This window comes from Vibrio sp. 10N.286.48.B8 (assembly GCF_003050085.1).
Lineage (GTDB): Bacteria > Pseudomonadota > Gammaproteobacteria > Enterobacterales > Vibrionaceae > Vibrio > Vibrio crassostreae.
Genome location: NZ_PIGD01000005.1, coordinates 138,223 through 155,741, shown reverse-complemented (window position 1 = coordinate 155,741; position 17,519 = coordinate 138,223). Strand labels below are relative to the sequence as shown.

General features: G+C 40.5%; 15 protein-coding genes. 7 read left to right on the top strand and 8 right to left on the bottom strand.

Annotated elements, in window-relative coordinates:
- Positions 1–32 precede the first annotated feature (32 nt).
- The 6 genes from CWO08_RS08290 to CWO08_RS08265 all read right to left on the bottom strand — a co-directional run bounded on the left by CWO08_RS08290 (position 33) and on the right by CWO08_RS08265 (position 7,387).
- Positions 33–1,103: an O-antigen ligase gene (locus CWO08_RS08290; RefSeq protein WP_146161755.1), complete on the bottom strand. Its 1,071-nt coding sequence runs from the start codon at positions 1,101–1,103 to the stop codon at positions 33–35.
- Positions 1,104–1,344: 241 nt separating this feature from the next.
- Positions 1,345–2,808, bottom strand: a complete 1,464-nt coding sequence (locus tag CWO08_RS08285) for an asparagine synthase-related protein (RefSeq protein ID WP_108020237.1) — start codon at positions 2,806–2,808, stop codon at positions 1,345–1,347.
- A gap of 19 nt (positions 2,809–2,827) precedes the next feature.
- On the bottom strand, positions 2,828–3,913 hold the full coding sequence (locus tag CWO08_RS08280) for a glycosyltransferase (RefSeq protein ID WP_108020236.1): 1,086 nt from the start codon (positions 3,911–3,913) through the stop codon (positions 2,828–2,830).
- A 31-nt stretch (positions 3,914–3,944) separates the two neighbouring features.
- Entirely contained in the window at positions 3,945–5,255 is a 1,311-nt protein-coding gene (locus CWO08_RS08275; protein WP_181360039.1) for a flippase, read from the bottom strand.
- A 36-nt stretch (positions 5,256–5,291) separates the two neighbouring features.
- On the bottom strand, positions 5,292–6,401 hold the full coding sequence (locus CWO08_RS08270) for a polysaccharide pyruvyl transferase family protein (RefSeq protein WP_108020234.1): 1,110 nt from the start codon (positions 6,399–6,401) through the stop codon (positions 5,292–5,294).
- Positions 6,401–7,387: a nitroreductase family protein gene (locus CWO08_RS08265; RefSeq protein ID WP_108020233.1), complete on the bottom strand. Its 987-nt coding sequence runs from the start codon at positions 7,385–7,387 to the stop codon at positions 6,401–6,403. Before CWO08_RS08265 ends, CWO08_RS08270 begins: the two co-directional genes overlap by 1 nt.
- 735 nt (positions 7,388–8,122) lie before the next feature.
- Between CWO08_RS08265 and CWO08_RS08260 the strand changes: the two genes are divergently transcribed.
- The 5 genes from CWO08_RS08260 to CWO08_RS08240 all read left to right on the top strand — a co-directional run bounded on the left by CWO08_RS08260 (position 8,123) and on the right by CWO08_RS08240 (position 12,905).
- Complete coding sequence (locus CWO08_RS08260) at positions 8,123–8,557, top strand: rhodanese-like domain-containing protein (protein WP_048612491.1); 435 nt, start codon at positions 8,123–8,125, stop codon at positions 8,555–8,557.
- Positions 8,558–8,679: 122 nt separating this feature from the next.
- Complete coding sequence (gene secB, locus CWO08_RS08255) at positions 8,680–9,147, top strand: protein-export chaperone SecB (RefSeq protein WP_009847959.1); 468 nt, start codon at positions 8,680–8,682, stop codon at positions 9,145–9,147.
- Between the two features lie 178 nt (positions 9,148–9,325).
- The gene (gene gpsA / locus CWO08_RS08250; RefSeq protein WP_108020232.1) at positions 9,326–10,390 is read left to right on the top strand and encodes an NAD(P)H-dependent glycerol-3-phosphate dehydrogenase; all 1,065 of its coding nucleotides are present in this window, start codon (positions 9,326–9,328) and stop codon (positions 10,388–10,390) included.
- A gap of 307 nt (positions 10,391–10,697) precedes the next feature.
- Entirely contained in the window at positions 10,698–11,519 is an 822-nt protein-coding gene (gene cysE, locus CWO08_RS08245; protein WP_016799132.1) for a serine O-acetyltransferase, read from the top strand.
- Positions 11,520–11,753: 234 nt separating this feature from the next.
- Positions 11,754–12,905, top strand: a complete 1,152-nt coding sequence (locus tag CWO08_RS08240; RefSeq protein ID WP_108020231.1) for a murein hydrolase activator EnvC — start codon at positions 11,754–11,756, stop codon at positions 12,903–12,905.
- Between the two features lie 498 nt (positions 12,906–13,403).
- Here the strand turns inward: CWO08_RS08240 and CWO08_RS08235 are convergent, their stop codons facing one another.
- Entirely contained in the window at positions 13,404–14,042 is a 639-nt protein-coding gene (locus CWO08_RS08235) for a TetR/AcrR family transcriptional regulator (RefSeq protein ID WP_065675998.1), read from the bottom strand.
- 124 nt (positions 14,043–14,166) lie between these two features.
- Positions 14,167–15,330 carry a nucleotide sugar dehydrogenase gene (locus tag CWO08_RS08230; protein WP_108020230.1) on the bottom strand — a complete coding sequence of 388 codons (1,164 nt, stop codon included), beginning with the start codon at positions 15,328–15,330 and terminating at the stop codon, positions 14,167–14,169.
- A gap of 152 nt (positions 15,331–15,482) precedes the next feature.
- Between CWO08_RS08230 and rfaD the strand changes: the two genes are divergently transcribed.
- Positions 15,483–16,424 (top strand): ADP-glyceromanno-heptose 6-epimerase, encoded by a 942-nt coding sequence (rfaD, locus tag CWO08_RS08225; protein WP_108020229.1) that lies wholly within the window; start codon positions 15,483–15,485, stop codon positions 16,422–16,424.
- A 141-nt stretch (positions 16,425–16,565) separates the two neighbouring features.
- Positions 16,566–17,519 carry a lauroyl-Kdo(2)-lipid IV(A) myristoyltransferase gene (lpxM, locus tag CWO08_RS08220; RefSeq protein WP_108020228.1) on the top strand — a complete coding sequence of 318 codons (954 nt, stop codon included), beginning with the start codon at positions 16,566–16,568 and terminating at the stop codon, positions 17,517–17,519.

Genomic DNA, 17,519 nt, shown 5'->3' with positions numbered 1-17,519 from the left:
TCAATCAGCTCAACAACAATAACGAAACAGAATCATACAAACGCTCGATACTTCATTTTCATTCGCAACGCTCGCTTAATATAAAAGGTGACATACATACTAAATATTACTGTGAAAACCATAAAATACTCAAAGTAAGTTGTCCATGTGAGATCACATATTAGCTTCAAGCTTAAACTAACAAAGGCTAATTTCCATAAACTGTAATATCGCTCATCCAAAATCATCAAAACTTTTCTTCTTAATGAAATTAAAGAGAATAAGCAATAAAATATAGGCCCATAGTACACTAAAAACAACGGAAAACCTCCGCTAGTAAATACGTCTAAGTATGTATTATGCAAAAAGCTACCATACCCTCGATCAGGCCACACAACAAACTCTTTAGCATTATTTAACCCTACGCCGACCCAGGGGTGTTGTGCAATCAACTCAAAGCCACTCTTAATCAAATAAACTCTCAAATAAGCACTTTCATTTGTATTTAGAGAATCAGTGTCTCCCATGATAGCAATAACAAATCTAGAGATTCTCGCACTTAGAGGATTATCAGTTGCAATAACAACAACAAAAGCCAAAATGAGCAGGCTAAAAGCCCAAATACGCTTCGCTAAAGTAAAACGTTGACTATAGAGAAACATCAATATGAGTAAGCCTAAACTACCTGTAATAGACTTTGATATAAGAATCATAAAGAAACACGCTATAACACTTATATAAAGTAATACACGCGAGAATCTGCTTGTAATACTTTCAGAATGACTGACAGCAAATCCAACTACCAGAAGTGTCGTTATAGAAAAAACATTTCTATCATGAAACACACCAGAAAACTGATGTTTTTCTGGTACGTAAACACCTACAAAAAATAGAAGCAGAAGAATTAAATTAACTATTGCCCATACATTTACCATAAAAAATGTATATTTTGAAAAGCTAATCTTGCTCTTAATTAATAACTCTGAAAAAAAAGTTGCAGTAACCATATAAAAAGTAGTTATCGCAAGTATTTTAAAATGTTCAGTCTTATCATAAGCAAAGGGAAAGAAAATAAGCCCAATAAAAAGCCATGCTAAAACAATGGCTAAAACCACTGCCGTCACTCTATCAATCTTAACTTTAATTACAGTTGTATTGACAAACAGGAATACTATAAAAAGACCAGACAACCAACTAAGATAGAACACAAAATTAGTTTCAAATGAACGATACGTTAGGAGTACTACGACTAAACAGAGCCCAACTAACAAACCGACAATTCGAGAATACAATATCACCTTACCCACCTGCTCTATAAGTATAGAATTATCTAAATGAGCCGGATATTAGCTATCCGGCAATTAATTATTTACGCTTCCATTTAAGCGCTTCATGATACAGTTTGGTATGTACTATTGCTTTGGTAAGGTTAAAGGAATCGACTAATGATGAATTTACTGATTTATCATAGCTAGGTTGAATATTATATTTTTCAATTAATAAAGACAGAGAAGCTAACCACGCCATTTTTTCATCTAGACGATCTGCCTTGGGATGATCGCCTCTTGCCCAATGCTCGACCCAAAATTTCAAAGCCGCTGGATTAAAAACTCCGAGACTTTGAAGTGCACCAGTTGAAATTAATTCGGTAACATGTGCTCGCAAGTCTGTTCTAAGCCACATACCATAGCGATTATTTAGTGCTGTATGGCTATCTTCTACCGGAGAAGCCTCACTATTATACTTTTTACCAGTTCGAGCCCAAGGTATCTCCCTAAGGACACTTGGTAGCGATTTTAACAGATCCTCGTAGACATCATCGCTACGACTATCAGAAGAAAGGGACCACATATAACCAAATGTGGTCGGAGAACCAAACATCTGATAAAGAGGAATTTTATCGTCTATAACCTCCATACAAGCATTAAGCTGTCTACGCATGTAATGCATTTGCATGTCAATTTCTCGATAGGCCATTTCGTCTCTGCCAGGAAAACGAGCTCGCGAATCAGCCAACACCTGCTTCATTGTAGTTAGCGCTCTTTTCTCGGCTCCAATAGACATAAATGCGAAATGGTTTAGATGCTTATCTAAGATTCCAGGCAGTTTATTTGTTCGTCTGCCAGAATATTCTCCACGGCCTATACTATCCCCGTAACTGCCAGCAAGAATACCATCGACACCTTTTGCTTTTGAGACCTGTTCCATTGCATGTAAATGAACAGGCGAATACTCTGCGCCTCTTTCTGCCGTTAGCTCAATATTTCGCTTAAGTACATCAGCATTAAGTTCAAAATGCTCAAACCCCCAACCAAACTCATCAGCAATCCTTTTAGCATAAACAACATCACGGCTTTCAGAGATTCCCCAAGTTAACGCAACAACCTGTCCAGTATACTCCCCAGACTGTTGTAACTCTCGGACAATTCCCGCCACAATACGACTGTCCATCCCACCACTTAAAAGAATCCCTACGCTATTTTTGTCTGAAACAAAATTTAGTACTTCCAGTCGTAAGTTGTGATGAAGGGTCTTGCATGCCTCGGATGAGCTTACTACCGCTCGACCATGCTTCGGTAGATCAGCATCCGACCAAGAGCCATCACTCATTTGACGAGACATCCATGATGTACGCTCGATTCCTTTGATTAAAGTCCTATCGCCTACGCTATAGTTTTTCATCAAAATACTAAGAACAGCCATATCGTCGATTTGACGAACTGAGTTTCCTTTGGATTTTATACAATCAGCAAACGAAGAAAACACTTGGGGCTCTGCTGTTCCTCGGTAATAAGATCTGGAACCTAAGCAGTCGTAATATTTAAACATTAGTTGTCCTTATTGATTGCTACTGCATCAAATCAATATAGTTATTAGCCACACTTTCAACACTAAATTCTTTTGCCCGTGCCAAAGTATCTCTCTGGTGTTCTTTCTCAAATGTTCGCAAGATAGCATCAGAAAGCGCATCTATATCTCTAATTGCTACTAGTTCACCCCACTCTCCATCGTTAAGAATCTCAGAAGGTCCAGAGGGACAATCGGTGCTTACCACTGGAATATTAAGAGCTAAGGCCTCTACGATCACATTACCGAACCCTTCATAGATAGATGAAAGTACAAACATGTTTGATTTTGCGAGGTATTTATACGGGTTGAGTTCAAAACCATGGAGCTCAACTACATTGGACAGTTTTAAAGTGTCGATATGTGTCTGTAGTTCACTTCTTAAATCCCCTTCGCCCAAAATAAGTAGTCGTGCTTCTGGAACTTGTTGATTGACAATTTGAAATGCACTAATTAGTGTTCGGAAGTCTTTTTGAGAAGATAGACGCCCAAGAGAGGTAACTGTTTTGTACTGCTCTTCAAACCATGGGTGCTCGATTTTTTCTTTTGCTAGTTCATGTATTTCATCTGTATAAGCTGGATTATACATTACATTAACTTTCTTTCTATTAACGCTAAAGTTAGTAATGAGGTCTTCAGCCACGCCCTTAGATACGCAAGTTATGTTATCCACATTCCTCGACAATATCGGATAACACAAATTTAGTAACTTTGAGACGATACCTTTACCATCTTTTTTAGACTCAGAAAGACTAATGACAATACGCCATGAAATTTTTGTTTTAGTAAATGATAGTAACTTGGCAATAGCTAAGGTCCAATTGGGCATATGTAATGTGCTCAGCATAAACTGAGGTTTATTTTTCCTCATATACTTTGCTAAATACAGAACATCATGCCAATATGTTTTGTCTATGATTAATTTATTGACAGCACCGGAGACAAGTGACTCTAAAGGACCAGAATCACGATGCACTATCAAATCGACCAAATAGCCTTTCCTAGCAAGTTCATTTGCTAAATAGATCATTTCTCGTTCGGCTCCGCCACCAGAAAACGATACTAAATATAACCCTATTCTTTTCAAATTAACGCCTTAAAGTCAGTCAATGTAATAACTAAGTTCTATTTCTTACAACTCTTCTCAATAAACTTGGTAGCCATGCGAAAAATATTGCATAGCTCTGGATATAAAACAGGCGCTTAGTTTCCTTTCTCAGACCAAAATATATATAAGTTGATAAGATGTGAGAAACTACTGTAGCAAAAGCCGCTCCATTTGCTCCATACTTTGGAATAAGTAGGAAATTCAGACCAACATTACAAAAAATACCGATAACATTTTTATATATTGAGTGTTTTTGAAGTCCCTCTGTTACTAAGTACTTAGAACTAATTGCATTAATAGCTATAAATACTGCTCCCCATACATGTAACATTAGGACTGTATCCACACCTTTATATTGGTCACCAAATATTAAATCTGATATGAATGTTGAGCTATAAGATACGATAGAAGCTAAAGATACGGACAAAACTACTAATAACGAAAGAAGCTTTTTAGTTTGCAATAAAAACCGCTCGTCGCTGACGTTTTTCTCTTTCAACATTAAGGGAAATAATGCCACAGCAAGCGTGGTAAAAATAAAACCACTTCCCTCACTCAGCTTAACAGCTGCCGCGTAAACTCCAACCGCACGCATTCCTGCAAGTTCTCCCAGCATAACCTGATCTATTTTTGAATAAATTAAATATAAACCGCTTGCAAAAATTAGTGGCCATGAAAGAGAAATAAGCTTTTTCATTTTCTTTATAGTTGGAGTTAAGGCATAAGAATTACTATCCAGAACGCGCCTGTGATTGGCATATAACAACGATAGAAATATTGACAAGAACACAATATCTAACACTGCTATATAGAAAAACCACTCCACACTTAAACCAAGGTAAATGAAATAGAACTTCATAAAGCAGCTTATTGATATAGCAGCAATTTCTGCTAAGGATATTAATCTACCTAAAGCCTTAGACTCAAAGAAAAACCTGAAAACTTCGAACGTTTTAAATAAGTATCCGATAGACAATACGATCATCAACTTGAAAAACTCTACATCACCAGGTCTTAGAAAAAAGCAGACACCACTTATTACGCCAACATAAACGATCCAACCGATCAACCTTAAAGCAATGGCTGACGATAGTATTTCTCCCGATTTTTTTTCGTTTTTATGAACTTCATTAACTATTAGCGACTCTAAGCCAAGACCAATAATAAATGAAAATAAGATAGCTAACGAAAGAGAGTAGTTTAATAAACCAAACTCTTCAGGACCTAAATATCGAGAAAGATATATAGTAGTAAAAGTAACTAGAACTACTCGATAAAGCTTACCAAAAATTAACCACGATGCATTTTTGGCAAACTTCATAATTGTGCTGTTTAAATTAAACATTATATATCAGCGTTAAGATAAAGCTTCAGAAAGAAAATCTTTAGAAATAGTTCCAGCATAGTTTAGTTGCGTACTTATTTCTTCATAGTCCCAGTTGTCGATAATCTGATCGATAATTATATTCAACTCTACAGTAGAGGTGTTAGATGCTTTTTTAAAATCGAGCAATAAATGTTCTAAGTTCATTCGTTGTAGCATGTCTGCTTTTTTGCTGAGCTGGTTTTCATAAAGTGACAAGCTGTCTACTGAAACAACAGGGCAGCCTCCTTTCAAACTAAATATAGTTCCGTGGAATCGATCTGTAGCGGTGAACTTTGCATATTTGTATAGCTCCGCCCATTCAAACGGGTTGACTCGGCCATTTAAATTGATGTCAGCGTATTTGTTTCTTGTTGGAGAGACCACCTTCCAACCTCTTGATCGAAACACATCAGAAAACAACTTACTTAACTGTTGGTTTGGAATGTTTAGTACAGCAAAGTCACCTTCGATATTAAGTTTTTTATCAATGCCTGTGCTCGGAAAGTCGATCATAAACGTTGGATCGAAAACAAGTTTAAAATCGTTAGGTGCGATTGATTCAAGCTCTGATAAAGTAAATGTATCTCGAATAGATAGCGCGTGAAAGTCGTTGAGGGAGCTTGTAATGTAATCTTTTTGGCTTGGGTTCAACAAACTGAAATCAGAGGCATCTGCAGATGCAGCAAAAGCAACTTTGCGACACTTCAACGATTCAGGAAAATAATAAATATTAGGAATCTGAGGGGCAAATGCTACACTTTGCTGCTTAACTTCAAATACTGTATCAGCACCAACCAACACCGCATCATATCCTTCAAGGATGCCCTTTGATTTATCAAAATCGTTACTAATAACTCGTTGTTTCGAAAGCGCTAGGTGTTTATTTAAAAATGAACGTTTTGTCAGTAACGACTTTAGGCCTAATAGCGGTTGCTTAGTCTTAATTTTCGTCTTCCGCTCTTTAATAAAGCCGGACATAGGGCAATAATCTATGACTTCAACTTCATACCCTTGATCTAGTAAGTATTTGTATGTGGCGTATGTTTGAAGAAAAGCACCCGCATTGAACGTATCGTGGTAAGTAAGAATACCGATTTTCATTATAAATTACCTATAAATTTTTCTGTACTAAATCGACTTGAAACAGCTGCATTTGCATTGCTTTCAGCTTTACCTACAGCAATCATCATAATCAAAGCTTCAGAAGTTGGTATATTAAGAGACTTCTTAAGTTCAGCTTCTTTTCGCGCTGTCATATTTAGATTTAAACAACAAGAAGATAGGTTTTTAGCGTGGAGCGCATAAACAATAGACATTGAGAACATACCACCATCGACATAAACTTCATTTCTTTCGATAGCATGCCAAAATTTCTTCTTCTCTCCGGTAACTAAGATCAAACCTTTCACCTGCTCACCAAATCCTCGGTTACCGTTTTGATATGATAGAGCTTGTTCTATTTCACTCTCATTGGTATAAATATATGACATCCAAGGCTGTCTGTTACATACAGATGGTGTATACCTAGCAACATCAATGGCATCCTTTAGGTCTTCAAATGCAACATCATCTTGACTGAAGTTCCGAACACTTTTTCTCGCTAGGACGAAGTTTTTATATTTAACAAAGTCGAACTCTTTGGGTGTAAAAGCCTCAACACCACCGTCACTAAGTATCGTTGATTCCAAAGCATACAATTGTGAGTTTTTTAGCTCTTCTAGGAAGCTACTATCCAAATATTGTTCCTGATGTGCACAATAGCCGCGTAAAACATTTCTACACGTCACAAGTAACTCTTCTTCACCTCCTAGCTCCTTGTATTTATTACACAAATCGATCAGTTTCTTAACTTTTTCCTTACCAAATCCATCTTGGCTCTTTTTCAGGGACATACCTTTTTCAATGGCATGGTAAAGAACGCAGATTCGCCCTTCTAGCTTAATTTTATCGTTTTCCTGAAAAACAGATGCGGAATGCTTCATATAAGAGGCGCAATCATACATAAAGTTATAACAACACTCGAGAACCGTTCTCATTACTCTTTTCAAAATCACAAGTGCATAAATTTTCTTGAGCAAATTTTTCATTCAATATTAATCCGATTAATGTAATTTGATATTATCAACTAATTTCTTATTTTAAGTGGCCATTAATCCACCAAGCTGTTTTTATTCGTAAACAGACAATGGATTATCATCACCCCTCATAATTGTCTTCACCAAAGATTCAGCGACTCTCCCTACTCCTTGAAACCACTGCCAGCAGTAATACCGTCATGGACACAACACCTATAAGCCCAAACTCTACTTTCCATAATTTCGAGAGCGTATAAAGTCGGACATGCACGATAATAAAAGCCAATCCATTCACAGTTCCAACATTATTTTTAAAATGAGAGTGAAGTTAATATCAATTAGCGCATACTCTCATAAGCTGCTAGATACCCATACCCAAACGTATGTGTACTCAAATTTAGATAAGCTACCGCCCTTAGGTTTGGCTCCTAAAGGCAAAAACTTATCAGGGTATGCGAACTCTATGGTTGAATTCAGAGTTTACTAAAAGTGAAAAATCATACCAAATAGAGTGAGGCTTATCCAACTTTTACTCGTAAAGTACTGCACACTTTACGCTAAGAGGTAACAACAGTTACAAGCCAATTCCACTAGCAATAGTTTTCCTTACATTTGTCACTATAATGCTTTTCCTCGAGCTACGGCCGATATCCTCACAACAACGTCCTTCCTCTGTATTATCCCCCCCTTTATCGCTATACTCCTACCCTATAATTTTTCGCCCAATAACGAATAAGAGTTCAAGATATGCAAGAGTTAGTTCCATTTGTTCAAGAGAATATGATTTTAGCCATCGTATGGATCGGCTTGGTTGTTGCCATCATTGCGAACGTTATCAAGACATCAAACGCAGCCTACAAAGAGATCACGGCAGCGCAAACCACACACATGATTAACCGTGAAAATGGTGTTGTGGTTGATATTCGTACTAAGGATGAGTTCAAAAAGGGCCATATTACGGACGCAGTTCACATTTTGCCGTCAGACATCAAAGCAAATAGCTTTGGTAGCCTTGAAAGCCGCAAAGCAGACCCAATCATCGTAGTATGCAAGACAGGTCAAACCGCTCAAGAAAGCGCAAACTTGCTGGTTAAAGCAGGTTTCGAAAACGTAAGCGTACTGAAAAGCGGCTTAGTGGCTTGGAGCGAAGCTAACTTACCTTTGGTTAAAGGTAAGAAGTAGTTAAAGGTGAAAAACCTTTAAAGACAAGCAGCAAGCTGACCTGATTACACGAATATGACTTTAAGGTTTTGTCTGGCAGATATGACGAACAAAACCTAATTTAAATTTTTAAGGACAAGAAAATGGCTGAAGCAGCACAACAAGACGCACAACAAAACTTCGCAATCCAACGTATCTTCCTAAAAGACGTATCTTTCGAAGCGCCAAACTCTCCAGACATGTTTCAAAAAGAGTGGAACCCAGATGTAAAACTGGACCTAGACACTCAAAGCCGTGAACTTGGCGAAGGCGTGTACGAAGTAATTCTACGTCTAACGGTTACCGTTAAGAACGCAGAAGACACAGCATTCCTTTGTGAAGTTCAGCAAGGCGGTATCTTCTCTGCAAGCGAAATGGAAGCTGGTCAACTGGCTCATTGCCTAGGTGCATTCTGCCCGAACATCCTATTCCCATACGCTCGTGAAACGATTTCTAGCCTAGTAGTTAAAGGTACGTTCCCACAACTGAACCTAGCTCCAGTAAACTTTGATGCTTTGTTCATGAACTACCTACAAAACCAAGCTCAACAAGCTGAAGGCGAACAGGCTTAAGTCTCACAGTAGAACTTAACTCTAACGATTCAAGCGCTAGTTAGCTTTTAAATGCACATCGCAACTTCTGCGATGTGCATTTTTTCTTTACACTGTACTAAGATTGAAAGCTCTGCTTATTTTAGTGGAAAGCTTTTTCAGAACTCTTCGATTTCCCTCATTATTTTTAGGTGGAAGCATGACAGAAACAACTCGCCCGACTAACACGGCAGACGCTTACGGTAAAGACAGCGCTTACGGCAAAGAGATCGCCATGACTGTCATTGGTGCAGGTTCTTACGGAACCTCTTTAGCGATATCTCTAGCGCGTAACGGTGCCAATGTTGTTCTTTGGGGACATGATCCTGTTCATATGAGTCGCCTTGAATCAGAACGGGCTAACAATGAATTTCTGCCAAACATCGACTTCCCAGAAAGCCTAATCATCGAATCAGATCTTGAGAAAGCAGTAACAGCAAGTCGCGACCTTCTTGTCGTTGTCCCTAGCCACGTGTTTGGCATCGTTTTAAACAGTCTGAAACCTCATCTATCAGAAAGCTCACGTATCTGTTGGGCAACGAAAGGTTTAGAGCCAGAGACAGGACGCCTACTTAAAGATGTCGCGCACGATGTGCTTGGTGATGGGTACTCGTTAGCGGTTCTATCTGGCCCTACTTTTGCAAAAGAGTTAGCGATGGGTATGCCAACGGCTATCTCTGTAGCTTCACCTGATGAAGTTTTCCTAGAGGAGCTTCAAGAAAAAATTCACTGCGGCAAAACATTCCGCGTATACGCAAACTCAGATTTCATTGGTATGCAGCTTGGCGGCGCAGTGAAGAATGTTATCGCAATTGGCGCAGGCATGTCGGATGGTATTGGCTTTGGTGCTAATGCTCGTACCGCACTTATCACTCGCGGCTTAGCTGAGATGAGCCGATTAGGTGCAGCTCTTGGCGCGCAACCAGAAACCTTCATGGGCATGGCTGGATTAGGTGACCTAGTACTAACCTGTACCGATAACCAATCGCGAAATCGCCGTTTTGGCTTGGCGCTAGGCTCAGGTAAAGACGTCGACACGGCTCAAGAAGAAATTGGCCAAGTCGTTGAAGGTTATCGCAACACCAAAGAAGTTTGGTTATTATCAGAACGCATGGGCGTCGAGATGCCAATTGTTGAACAAATCTATCAAGTGCTGTATCAAGGGAAAGATGCACACTTAGCAGCACAAGATCTACTTGCACGAGACAAGAAGTCAGAAAGATAGAAAAGCGGTAGAGAGATTCGAGTAAACGAGATGCGAAAAGAGTAAAAGCAGAAACGAGATACGGGTAAACGAGATGCGAAAAGAGTAAAAGCAGAAACGAGATTCGGGTAATCGAGATGCGAAAAGATGAAGAGTGCCTTCAAACGTTCGATGACAATGCTTTTCATTACTAGTATCTCACGACTCTAATCTGTTCTTTACATCTCGCTCTTCGTATCTCGAATCTCGGTTACTCGCACCTGCTCTTATAGCTCTTCGCATCTCTCATCTCGCTACACGTATCTGGTTTAAAGGAATGGATGGTAAAATGAAACACTGTGAACAACAAAAAGTTTGGCAATGCATTGTGAAGGAAGCTCGACAGCAGTCAGAGCAAGAACCTATGCTTGCGAGTTTTTATCATGCCACGATCATCAATCATGAAAGTTTAAGCGCAGCCCTTAGCTACATCCTAGCAAACAAGCTAAAGACGGCTTCAATGCCAGCAATGGCAGTGCGTGAAGTGGTTGAACAAGCATTTAAGCAGGACCAGTCGATTATTGATGCTGCCGCTTGTGATATTTGCGCGACGGTAAATCGAGATCCTGCGGTCGAGATGTACTCGATGCCTCTGCTTTATCTGAAAGGCTATCACGCCCTTCAAGGTTATCGAGTGGCGAACTGGTTGTGGAAGCAAGGTCGTATTGCTCTTGCCACCTATCTGCAAAATCAAATTTCAGTCGCTTGCCAAGTGGATATTCACCCAGCAGCTCGTATCGGTAAAGCGATCATGCTCGACCACGCGACAGGTATTGTGATTGGTGAAACCGCTGTCGTTGAAAATGATGTATCTATCCTTCAAGACGTTACCTTAGGTGGTACGGGTAAAGAAGGCGGCGATCGTCATCCTAAGATCCGCGAAGGCGTGATGATTGGTGCAGGTGCTAAAATCCTCGGCAATATTGAAGTTGGCGAAGGCGCGAAGATTGGCTCTTGCTCTGTGGTACTACAAGCCGTACCTCCTCATACGACGGTCGCGGGTGTCCCGGCCAAGATTGTTGGCAAGCCAAAGACAGATAAACCATCTCTAGATATGGACCAAGGGTTTAATGGTCGCTCTCAGAACTTCATCCATGGTGATGGGATTTAAGAGCAGATACGGGATGCGAGTAACCGAGATGCGAAGAGCTTAAAAGCAGATTCGGGATTCGAGTAACCGAGATACGAAAAGCTTAAAAGCAGGTTCGGGATTCGAGTAACCGAGATGCGAAAAGCTTAAAACCAGATGCGGGATTCGAGTAGCCGGGATACGAATAGCTTAAAAGCAGATGCGAGATTCGATTCAGCTAAATTCTAAAAATTCAGAGCAGATGAATACAACTAAATGACGATAATGATGAAACAAATTCGAGCCATTAGCCGGACTCTTCTGATATCTGCCAGCCTTTGCGCTGCTCTTTTATCTACATCGTCATTTGCCGCCTCTCAGGGAGAGCTGAAAGGCGTGTCGAGTGAAATATCTCGCCAACAAAAAAACCTATCATCACAGCAGAAAAAGCTCGATAGCCTGCAAGCAAGCCTCAAGAAACAAGAGCTATCCATCGCTTCGCTTGAAAGAGCGATTCTAGACAGTAAAAAGCAACTCAATACGGCCAATGCAAATATTGCCAGCTTAGACACCAAGATTAAATCGCTTACTGCTCAGAAAAAAGTCCATACCGATAAGTTAGAGCAACTGATTCAGACTTACTACATGACTAGTCGAGCTAAAGCTTCTTCTCACATCCTCAACACAGGTGTGGAAGAAGATCGCATCAGCCACTATTACCAACACCTTGCCAAAGCTCGCTCCGCAACAATCAAAACGATTGAACAAACTCAACTTGAGCTAGAAGAAAGCCATAAACAGCGCCAACTCGAGCAAGAACAGATAGCAACATTGTTAAAACAGCAAACCACCAAGCGTGACAAGTTGTCTCAGACTCAAACGCAACGTAAGAAAACCGTTGGTAGTATCAAGAAGAATATTTCTGGCGACAAAAATTACTTAGCTGAACTTCAGCGCAATGAAACTCGCCTGAAAGCCGAAATTGCGAAAGCAGAAAAAGCAGCTCGAGAACGACGTAATGCAGTCCCGATGGATGGCCTAGCAAAACGCAAAGGTAAGCTACCTTGGCCGATCAAAGATAAGGTGCTACATAACTATGGTTCACGCCAAACGGGTCAAATTAACTGGAAAGGCATGGTGATCAACGCCAAGTACGGTCAGCAGGTAAAATCTGTTTACTCAGGTACGGTGGTATTTGCCGAGTATCTGCGTGGTTATGGTTTAGTTGTACTACTTGACCACGGTAAAGGTGATATGACGCTCTATGGCTTTAACCAAGCGCTTTTAAAGAAAGAAGGTGACAAGGTTAAAGCGGGTGAAGCCATCGCACTTGCGGGTGACACTGGCGGCCAAACGCGCCCATCACTGTACTTTGAAATTCGCAGAAACAGCCAAGCTCAGAATCCAAAGAGTTGGTTGGTTAGGTAAGAGCAGATGCGGGATACGAGTAACCGAGATGCGAAGAGCTTAAAGCAGAATCGGGGGCGAATGCTCCAGAGACAGAAAGGTTAAGAGTAGGTTCGAGGAAAAGGTGCTAATTAATCTTGAGCAACCCAAAAGAGTTAAGAGGCCTTGAACTAGTCACTTACAAAACCTCGTCATTCCAGAATTGAGGAACGAAATATCTGGAATCTCAGTCTCATATATTATTTGTCATGTTTAATTCACCACAACACAAAGATTCCCTATCACGCTCGTACCTCGCTGTAGGGAATGACGTCGCTATTTACAATGCGTGATGAAGACATCGATACGAATAACGCTAACCAAGAGCTTTAGAAAGCGAGTGCAGTAATCGTATTAATGAGTAACCACCGCTCTTCGTATCTCGAATCTCGGTTACTCGCATCTGCTTTTAAACTTTTCGTTTACTCGTATCCCGTTACTCGAATCTGCTCTTTCCCGATCTTCATTACTCGTATCTTTCTACTTAGAGTTCAACGCTCTCACACCGTCTTCCAATAATGTCAGCTGTTCAAAACCTTGAGCAGTCGCAATTGGTTTAACAGTCGCGATCATCTGCAGCATTCCTTGGTGAACGACTTGCTCAGTAATTTGAGCTTTTGGAGACATCGCAGACTGATAAGCTAACCAACCCGATGCGATCAAGTGAAGAGAAGTGACCATCGATTTCATTTCCGAATCCGTTGCTTTGAGCAAGTTCAACTCAACAAAGGCTCTCATGATATCGACAAGGTTGGTTTGTAATCTTTCTTGCACGGCCATGTAATCAAGGTGGAGTTTTTCATCACGTGACAATATTTCAGGCAGATTCGCATAGAAGAATCGGTACTTCCACATCAGTGTGAAGATAGAATCTAAGTAGGTCTTTAGTAGCGTCAGGCTTTCTTGTTGGCCTTGAATCGGCGTGAACCTTTCAAGCAACTCTGTTGAATAGAGAGTAAAGATATCACGGACAATTTCTTGTTTGTTGCGGAAGTGATAGTAGAGGTTACCAGGGCTAATCTCTATATGTTCAGCAATATGATTGGTCGTAATACTGCGCTCGCCGTGCTCATTAAAAAGCTCTAGAGCAGCGTAAACAATCTTGTCACGTGTTTTCATTAGTTATTAGTATCCCTATCCGTTTAGGGGGTCAGTATATCGCCACTAAACGGATAGATCGAGCTGTTAACATCTGGTCTAATTAGCAATAGCTAAAATAGAGCCAAATTAATCGCTACTGTAATCAATCACTGCCAAAGAGGTCTCGTGTGTAAACCTTATCTGCAACGTCTGCGATCTCTTCTACCATTCTGTTAGATACAATTACATCTGATACGGCTTTGAACTCTTCTAGGTCAGAATAAACCTTCGAGTTAAAGAAATGCTCTTCCTCTAACACAGGTTCGAATACAACCACTTCAATACCTTTAGCTTTCAAACGCTTCATGATGCCTTGAATCGAAGAAGCACGGAAGTTGTCCGAGCCGGCTTTCATTATCAATCGATAGATGCCAACAATCTTAGGAGATCGCTTGATAATTGAATCCGCAATAAAATCTTTTCGGGTACGGTTAGCATCAACGATGGCACCAATAATGTTGTTTGGTACATCTTGATAGTTAGCTAATAGCTGCTTGGTGTCTTTCGGTAAGCAGTAACCACCGTAACCAAATGAAGGGTTGTTGTAGTGATTGCCAATTCGAGGGTCTAAACCAACACCTTCAATAATCTGGCGAGAATCCAAACCGTGAGCTTCTGCGTAAGAGTCAAGTTCATTGAAATAAGAAACACGCATCGCTAGATAAGTATTTGAGAATAGCTTTACTGCTTCTGCTTCTGTTGAGTTGGTAAACAAAACATCAATATTGTCTTTTTCAGCGCCTTCAACCAAAAGATTAGCGAACACTTTAGCTCGTTCAGAACACTCACCAACAATAATACGTGATGGGTGTAGGTTATCGTACAAAGCTTTGCCTTCGCGTAAAAACTCAGGTGAGAATATAACGTTTTCGCAACCAAGCTCTTCTCTTATCTGCGCGGTGTAACCTACAGGAACCGTTGATTTAATCACCATTACCGCATCAGGATTTATGTTCATAACATCCTTAATAACAGACTCAACAGAGGAAGTGTTGAAATAGTTACTTTTAGGATCATAATCCGTAGGGGTTGCGATGATAACGAACTCGGCATCTTTATATGCAGCCTTGTCTGTTGTGGCTCTAAAGTTAAGCTTCTTACTCGATAAAAAGTGTTCAATCTCACTATCAACAATCGGGGATTGTTTCTTATTAAGCATTGCAACTTTTTCTTCAATAATATCGACAGCTACGACTTCATGGTTTTGTGCCAATAACATCGCATTTGATAAACCAACATAGCCTGTCCCAGCTACTGCAATTTTCATATTAATACCTATTGGTTTGAGTTATTTACTCAAATTAATTCATAGTTAAACTGGCCATATCATACTCTGCTTGGAGAATTATTCCACTAGCCCGCCTTATCCATTCCTTGCTATACTCGAGACAGTTTTGTATTCAAAAGAGTTAGAAAATTATGATTATCGTAACGGGTGGTGCTGGCATGATCGGCAGCAATATGGTAAAGGCGCTCAATGAAGCGGGCCACAACGATATACTAGTCGTCGACAACTTAAAAGATGGTAAGAAGTTTAAGAACCTTGTAGACCTAGACATCACTGATTATATGGATCGTGATGACTTTCTAACTCAAGTCATGGCTGGTGATGACTTCGGCCATATTGAAGCGGTTTTCCATGAAGGAGCGTGCTCTGCGACCACTGAGTGGGATGGCAAGTACATGATGCTTAACAACTATGAGTACTCAAAAGAGCTACTTCATTACTGTGTTGAGCGTGAAATTCCGTTCCTATATGCCTCTTCCGCTGCAACGTACGGTGAAACTGATACTTTCATTGAAGAGCGAGAATACGAAGGTGCATTGAATGTCTACGGCTACTCGAAACAGCAGTTTGATAACTACGTTCGTCGCCTAACTGCAGATGCCGTAGCGCATAACGAAACGCTTCCACAAATCGTTGGCTTCCGTTACTTCAATGTTTATGGCCCACGCGAGCAACACAAAGGCAGCATGGCCTCAGTAGCATTCCATCTAAACAACCAAATGAACGCCGGCGAAAACCCTAAGTTGTTCGCAGGTAGCGAAACCTTCAAGCGTGATTTTGTGTATGTAGGTGATGTAGCGGCGGTAAACCTATGGTTCTTGAAGAATGGTGTTTCAGGCATCTTCAACCTAGGTACGGGCAACGCAGAGTCTTTTGAAGAAGTCGCAAAAGCCGTAATCAAGCACCATGGTAAAGGCGAAATCGAAACGATTCCTTTCCCTGAGCATCTGAAAGGTGCTTACCAAGAATTCACTCAAGCTGACTTAACTAAGCTTCGCAATACAGGTTGCGATGTCGAGTTTAGAACAGTAGCAGATGGCGTCGCTGAGTACATGAAGCTCGTAAACGCATAGCTGTAAGCTTTATATTTCAGATTAAGTCTAATAGTACCCCCTACTTTTTGGGGTGCATTATTGGGCAATCTAGTAAACATAATCATTCCCTGAGTGACCGATATAAAGTTAACTCTCTGATTTAAATAATGTAGTGAACGAATGACCACACAACGCAATGATTTTGATCCAAAAGCTTACAATCCTAAGTTTGAATGGGGATTTCTTGCACCTAAATACTGGGGCACTTGGATTGCTGTTCTGTTATCGTCTTTAGTCTGCTTCTTACCTAATAGCATTCGTTTAACATTAGCTAAGTTTATGGCTAAGCAAGCTGTAAAAATCAAGAATAAGGCTAACCGTCGAGCTCGCGTAAACCTTGAGATGTGCTTTCCCGAGCAATCAGTCAAAGAGCGCGAAGAAACTCTTTATCAGTCATACGTTACTTCCATCTCATTTTTGATGGGATTTGCTTCTCTGACACTCAAGAGTAAAACTTGGCTAGAGAATAACACTTCGATAAACGGCCTGAGCAACCTAACCGATATTACAAACAGTGGCGAGAATGTGATCTTGTTGGTACCACACACATGGGCCATCGATATCCCAGCCGTATTATTAGCATCGCGCAATTTACCCGTGTCTGCGATGGCGAAAGCGCAGAAAAACAAACTCAGTGACTGGTTGATGCACAGACAGCGAGTGCAATACGGCGGGCGCGTTTACGACCGTAGTGGAGGCATCAAGCCTTTCATCAAATCAGTGAGAGATGGCTATCTGGGCTACTATCTGCCCGATGAAGATCTTGGTCGTGAACACAGTGTCTTCGTTGACTTCTTCGCGACTCAAAAAGCAACAATTTCAGGCCTTGGTCGGCTATCGAAACTGAGTAAAGCTAAAATAGTTCCTTTGTTTGCTCAATACGATAGCAAGACCGGCCAATACACTCTGGATTTTTATCCTGCCCTTCCTTTCCCAACAGGAAGCGAAGAGGAGGACGCACGTATGATGAATCAATGCATTGAAGATTATGTGAGTAAGAATCCAGAACAATATATGTGGATCTTAAGGTTACTTAAGACTCGTCCGGAAACTAATATCAATCCTTATAAATAA

What these genes read in the sequence shown, in the direction of transcription:
- lpxM (WP_108020228.1), top strand. Translation starts at nt 16,566, where the DNA reads ATGACCACACAACGCAATGATTTTGATCCAAAAGCTTACAATCCTAAG.
- CWO08_RS08275 (WP_181360039.1), bottom strand. Translation starts at nt 5,255, where the DNA reads ATGAAGTTTGCCAAAAATGCATCGTGGTTAATTTTTGGTAAGCTTTAT.
- CWO08_RS08270 (WP_108020234.1), bottom strand. Translation starts at nt 6,401, where the DNA reads ATGAAAATCGGTATTCTTACTTACCACGATACGTTCAATGCGGGTGCT.
- cysE (WP_016799132.1), top strand. Translation starts at nt 10,698, where the DNA reads ATGAAACACTGTGAACAACAAAAAGTTTGGCAATGCATTGTGAAGGAA.
- CWO08_RS08260 (WP_048612491.1), top strand. Translation starts at nt 8,123, where the DNA reads ATGCAAGAGTTAGTTCCATTTGTTCAAGAGAATATGATTTTAGCCATC.
- secB (WP_009847959.1), top strand. Translation starts at nt 8,680, where the DNA reads ATGGCTGAAGCAGCACAACAAGACGCACAACAAAACTTCGCAATCCAA.
- CWO08_RS08285 (WP_108020237.1), bottom strand. Translation starts at nt 2,808, where the DNA reads ATGTTTAAATATTACGACTGCTTAGGTTCCAGATCTTATTACCGAGGA.
- gpsA (WP_108020232.1), top strand. Translation starts at nt 9,326, where the DNA reads ATGACAGAAACAACTCGCCCGACTAACACGGCAGACGCTTACGGTAAA.
- rfaD (WP_108020229.1), top strand. Translation starts at nt 15,483, where the DNA reads ATGATTATCGTAACGGGTGGTGCTGGCATGATCGGCAGCAATATGGTA.
- CWO08_RS08230 (WP_108020230.1), bottom strand. Translation starts at nt 15,330, where the DNA reads ATGAAAATTGCAGTAGCTGGGACAGGCTATGTTGGTTTATCAAATGCG.
- CWO08_RS08240 (WP_108020231.1), top strand. Translation starts at nt 11,754, where the DNA reads ATGACGATAATGATGAAACAAATTCGAGCCATTAGCCGGACTCTTCTG.
- CWO08_RS08265 (WP_108020233.1), bottom strand. Translation starts at nt 7,387, where the DNA reads ATGAAAAATTTGCTCAAGAAAATTTATGCACTTGTGATTTTGAAAAGA.
- CWO08_RS08235 (WP_065675998.1), bottom strand. Translation starts at nt 14,042, where the DNA reads ATGAAAACACGTGACAAGATTGTTTACGCTGCTCTAGAGCTTTTTAAT.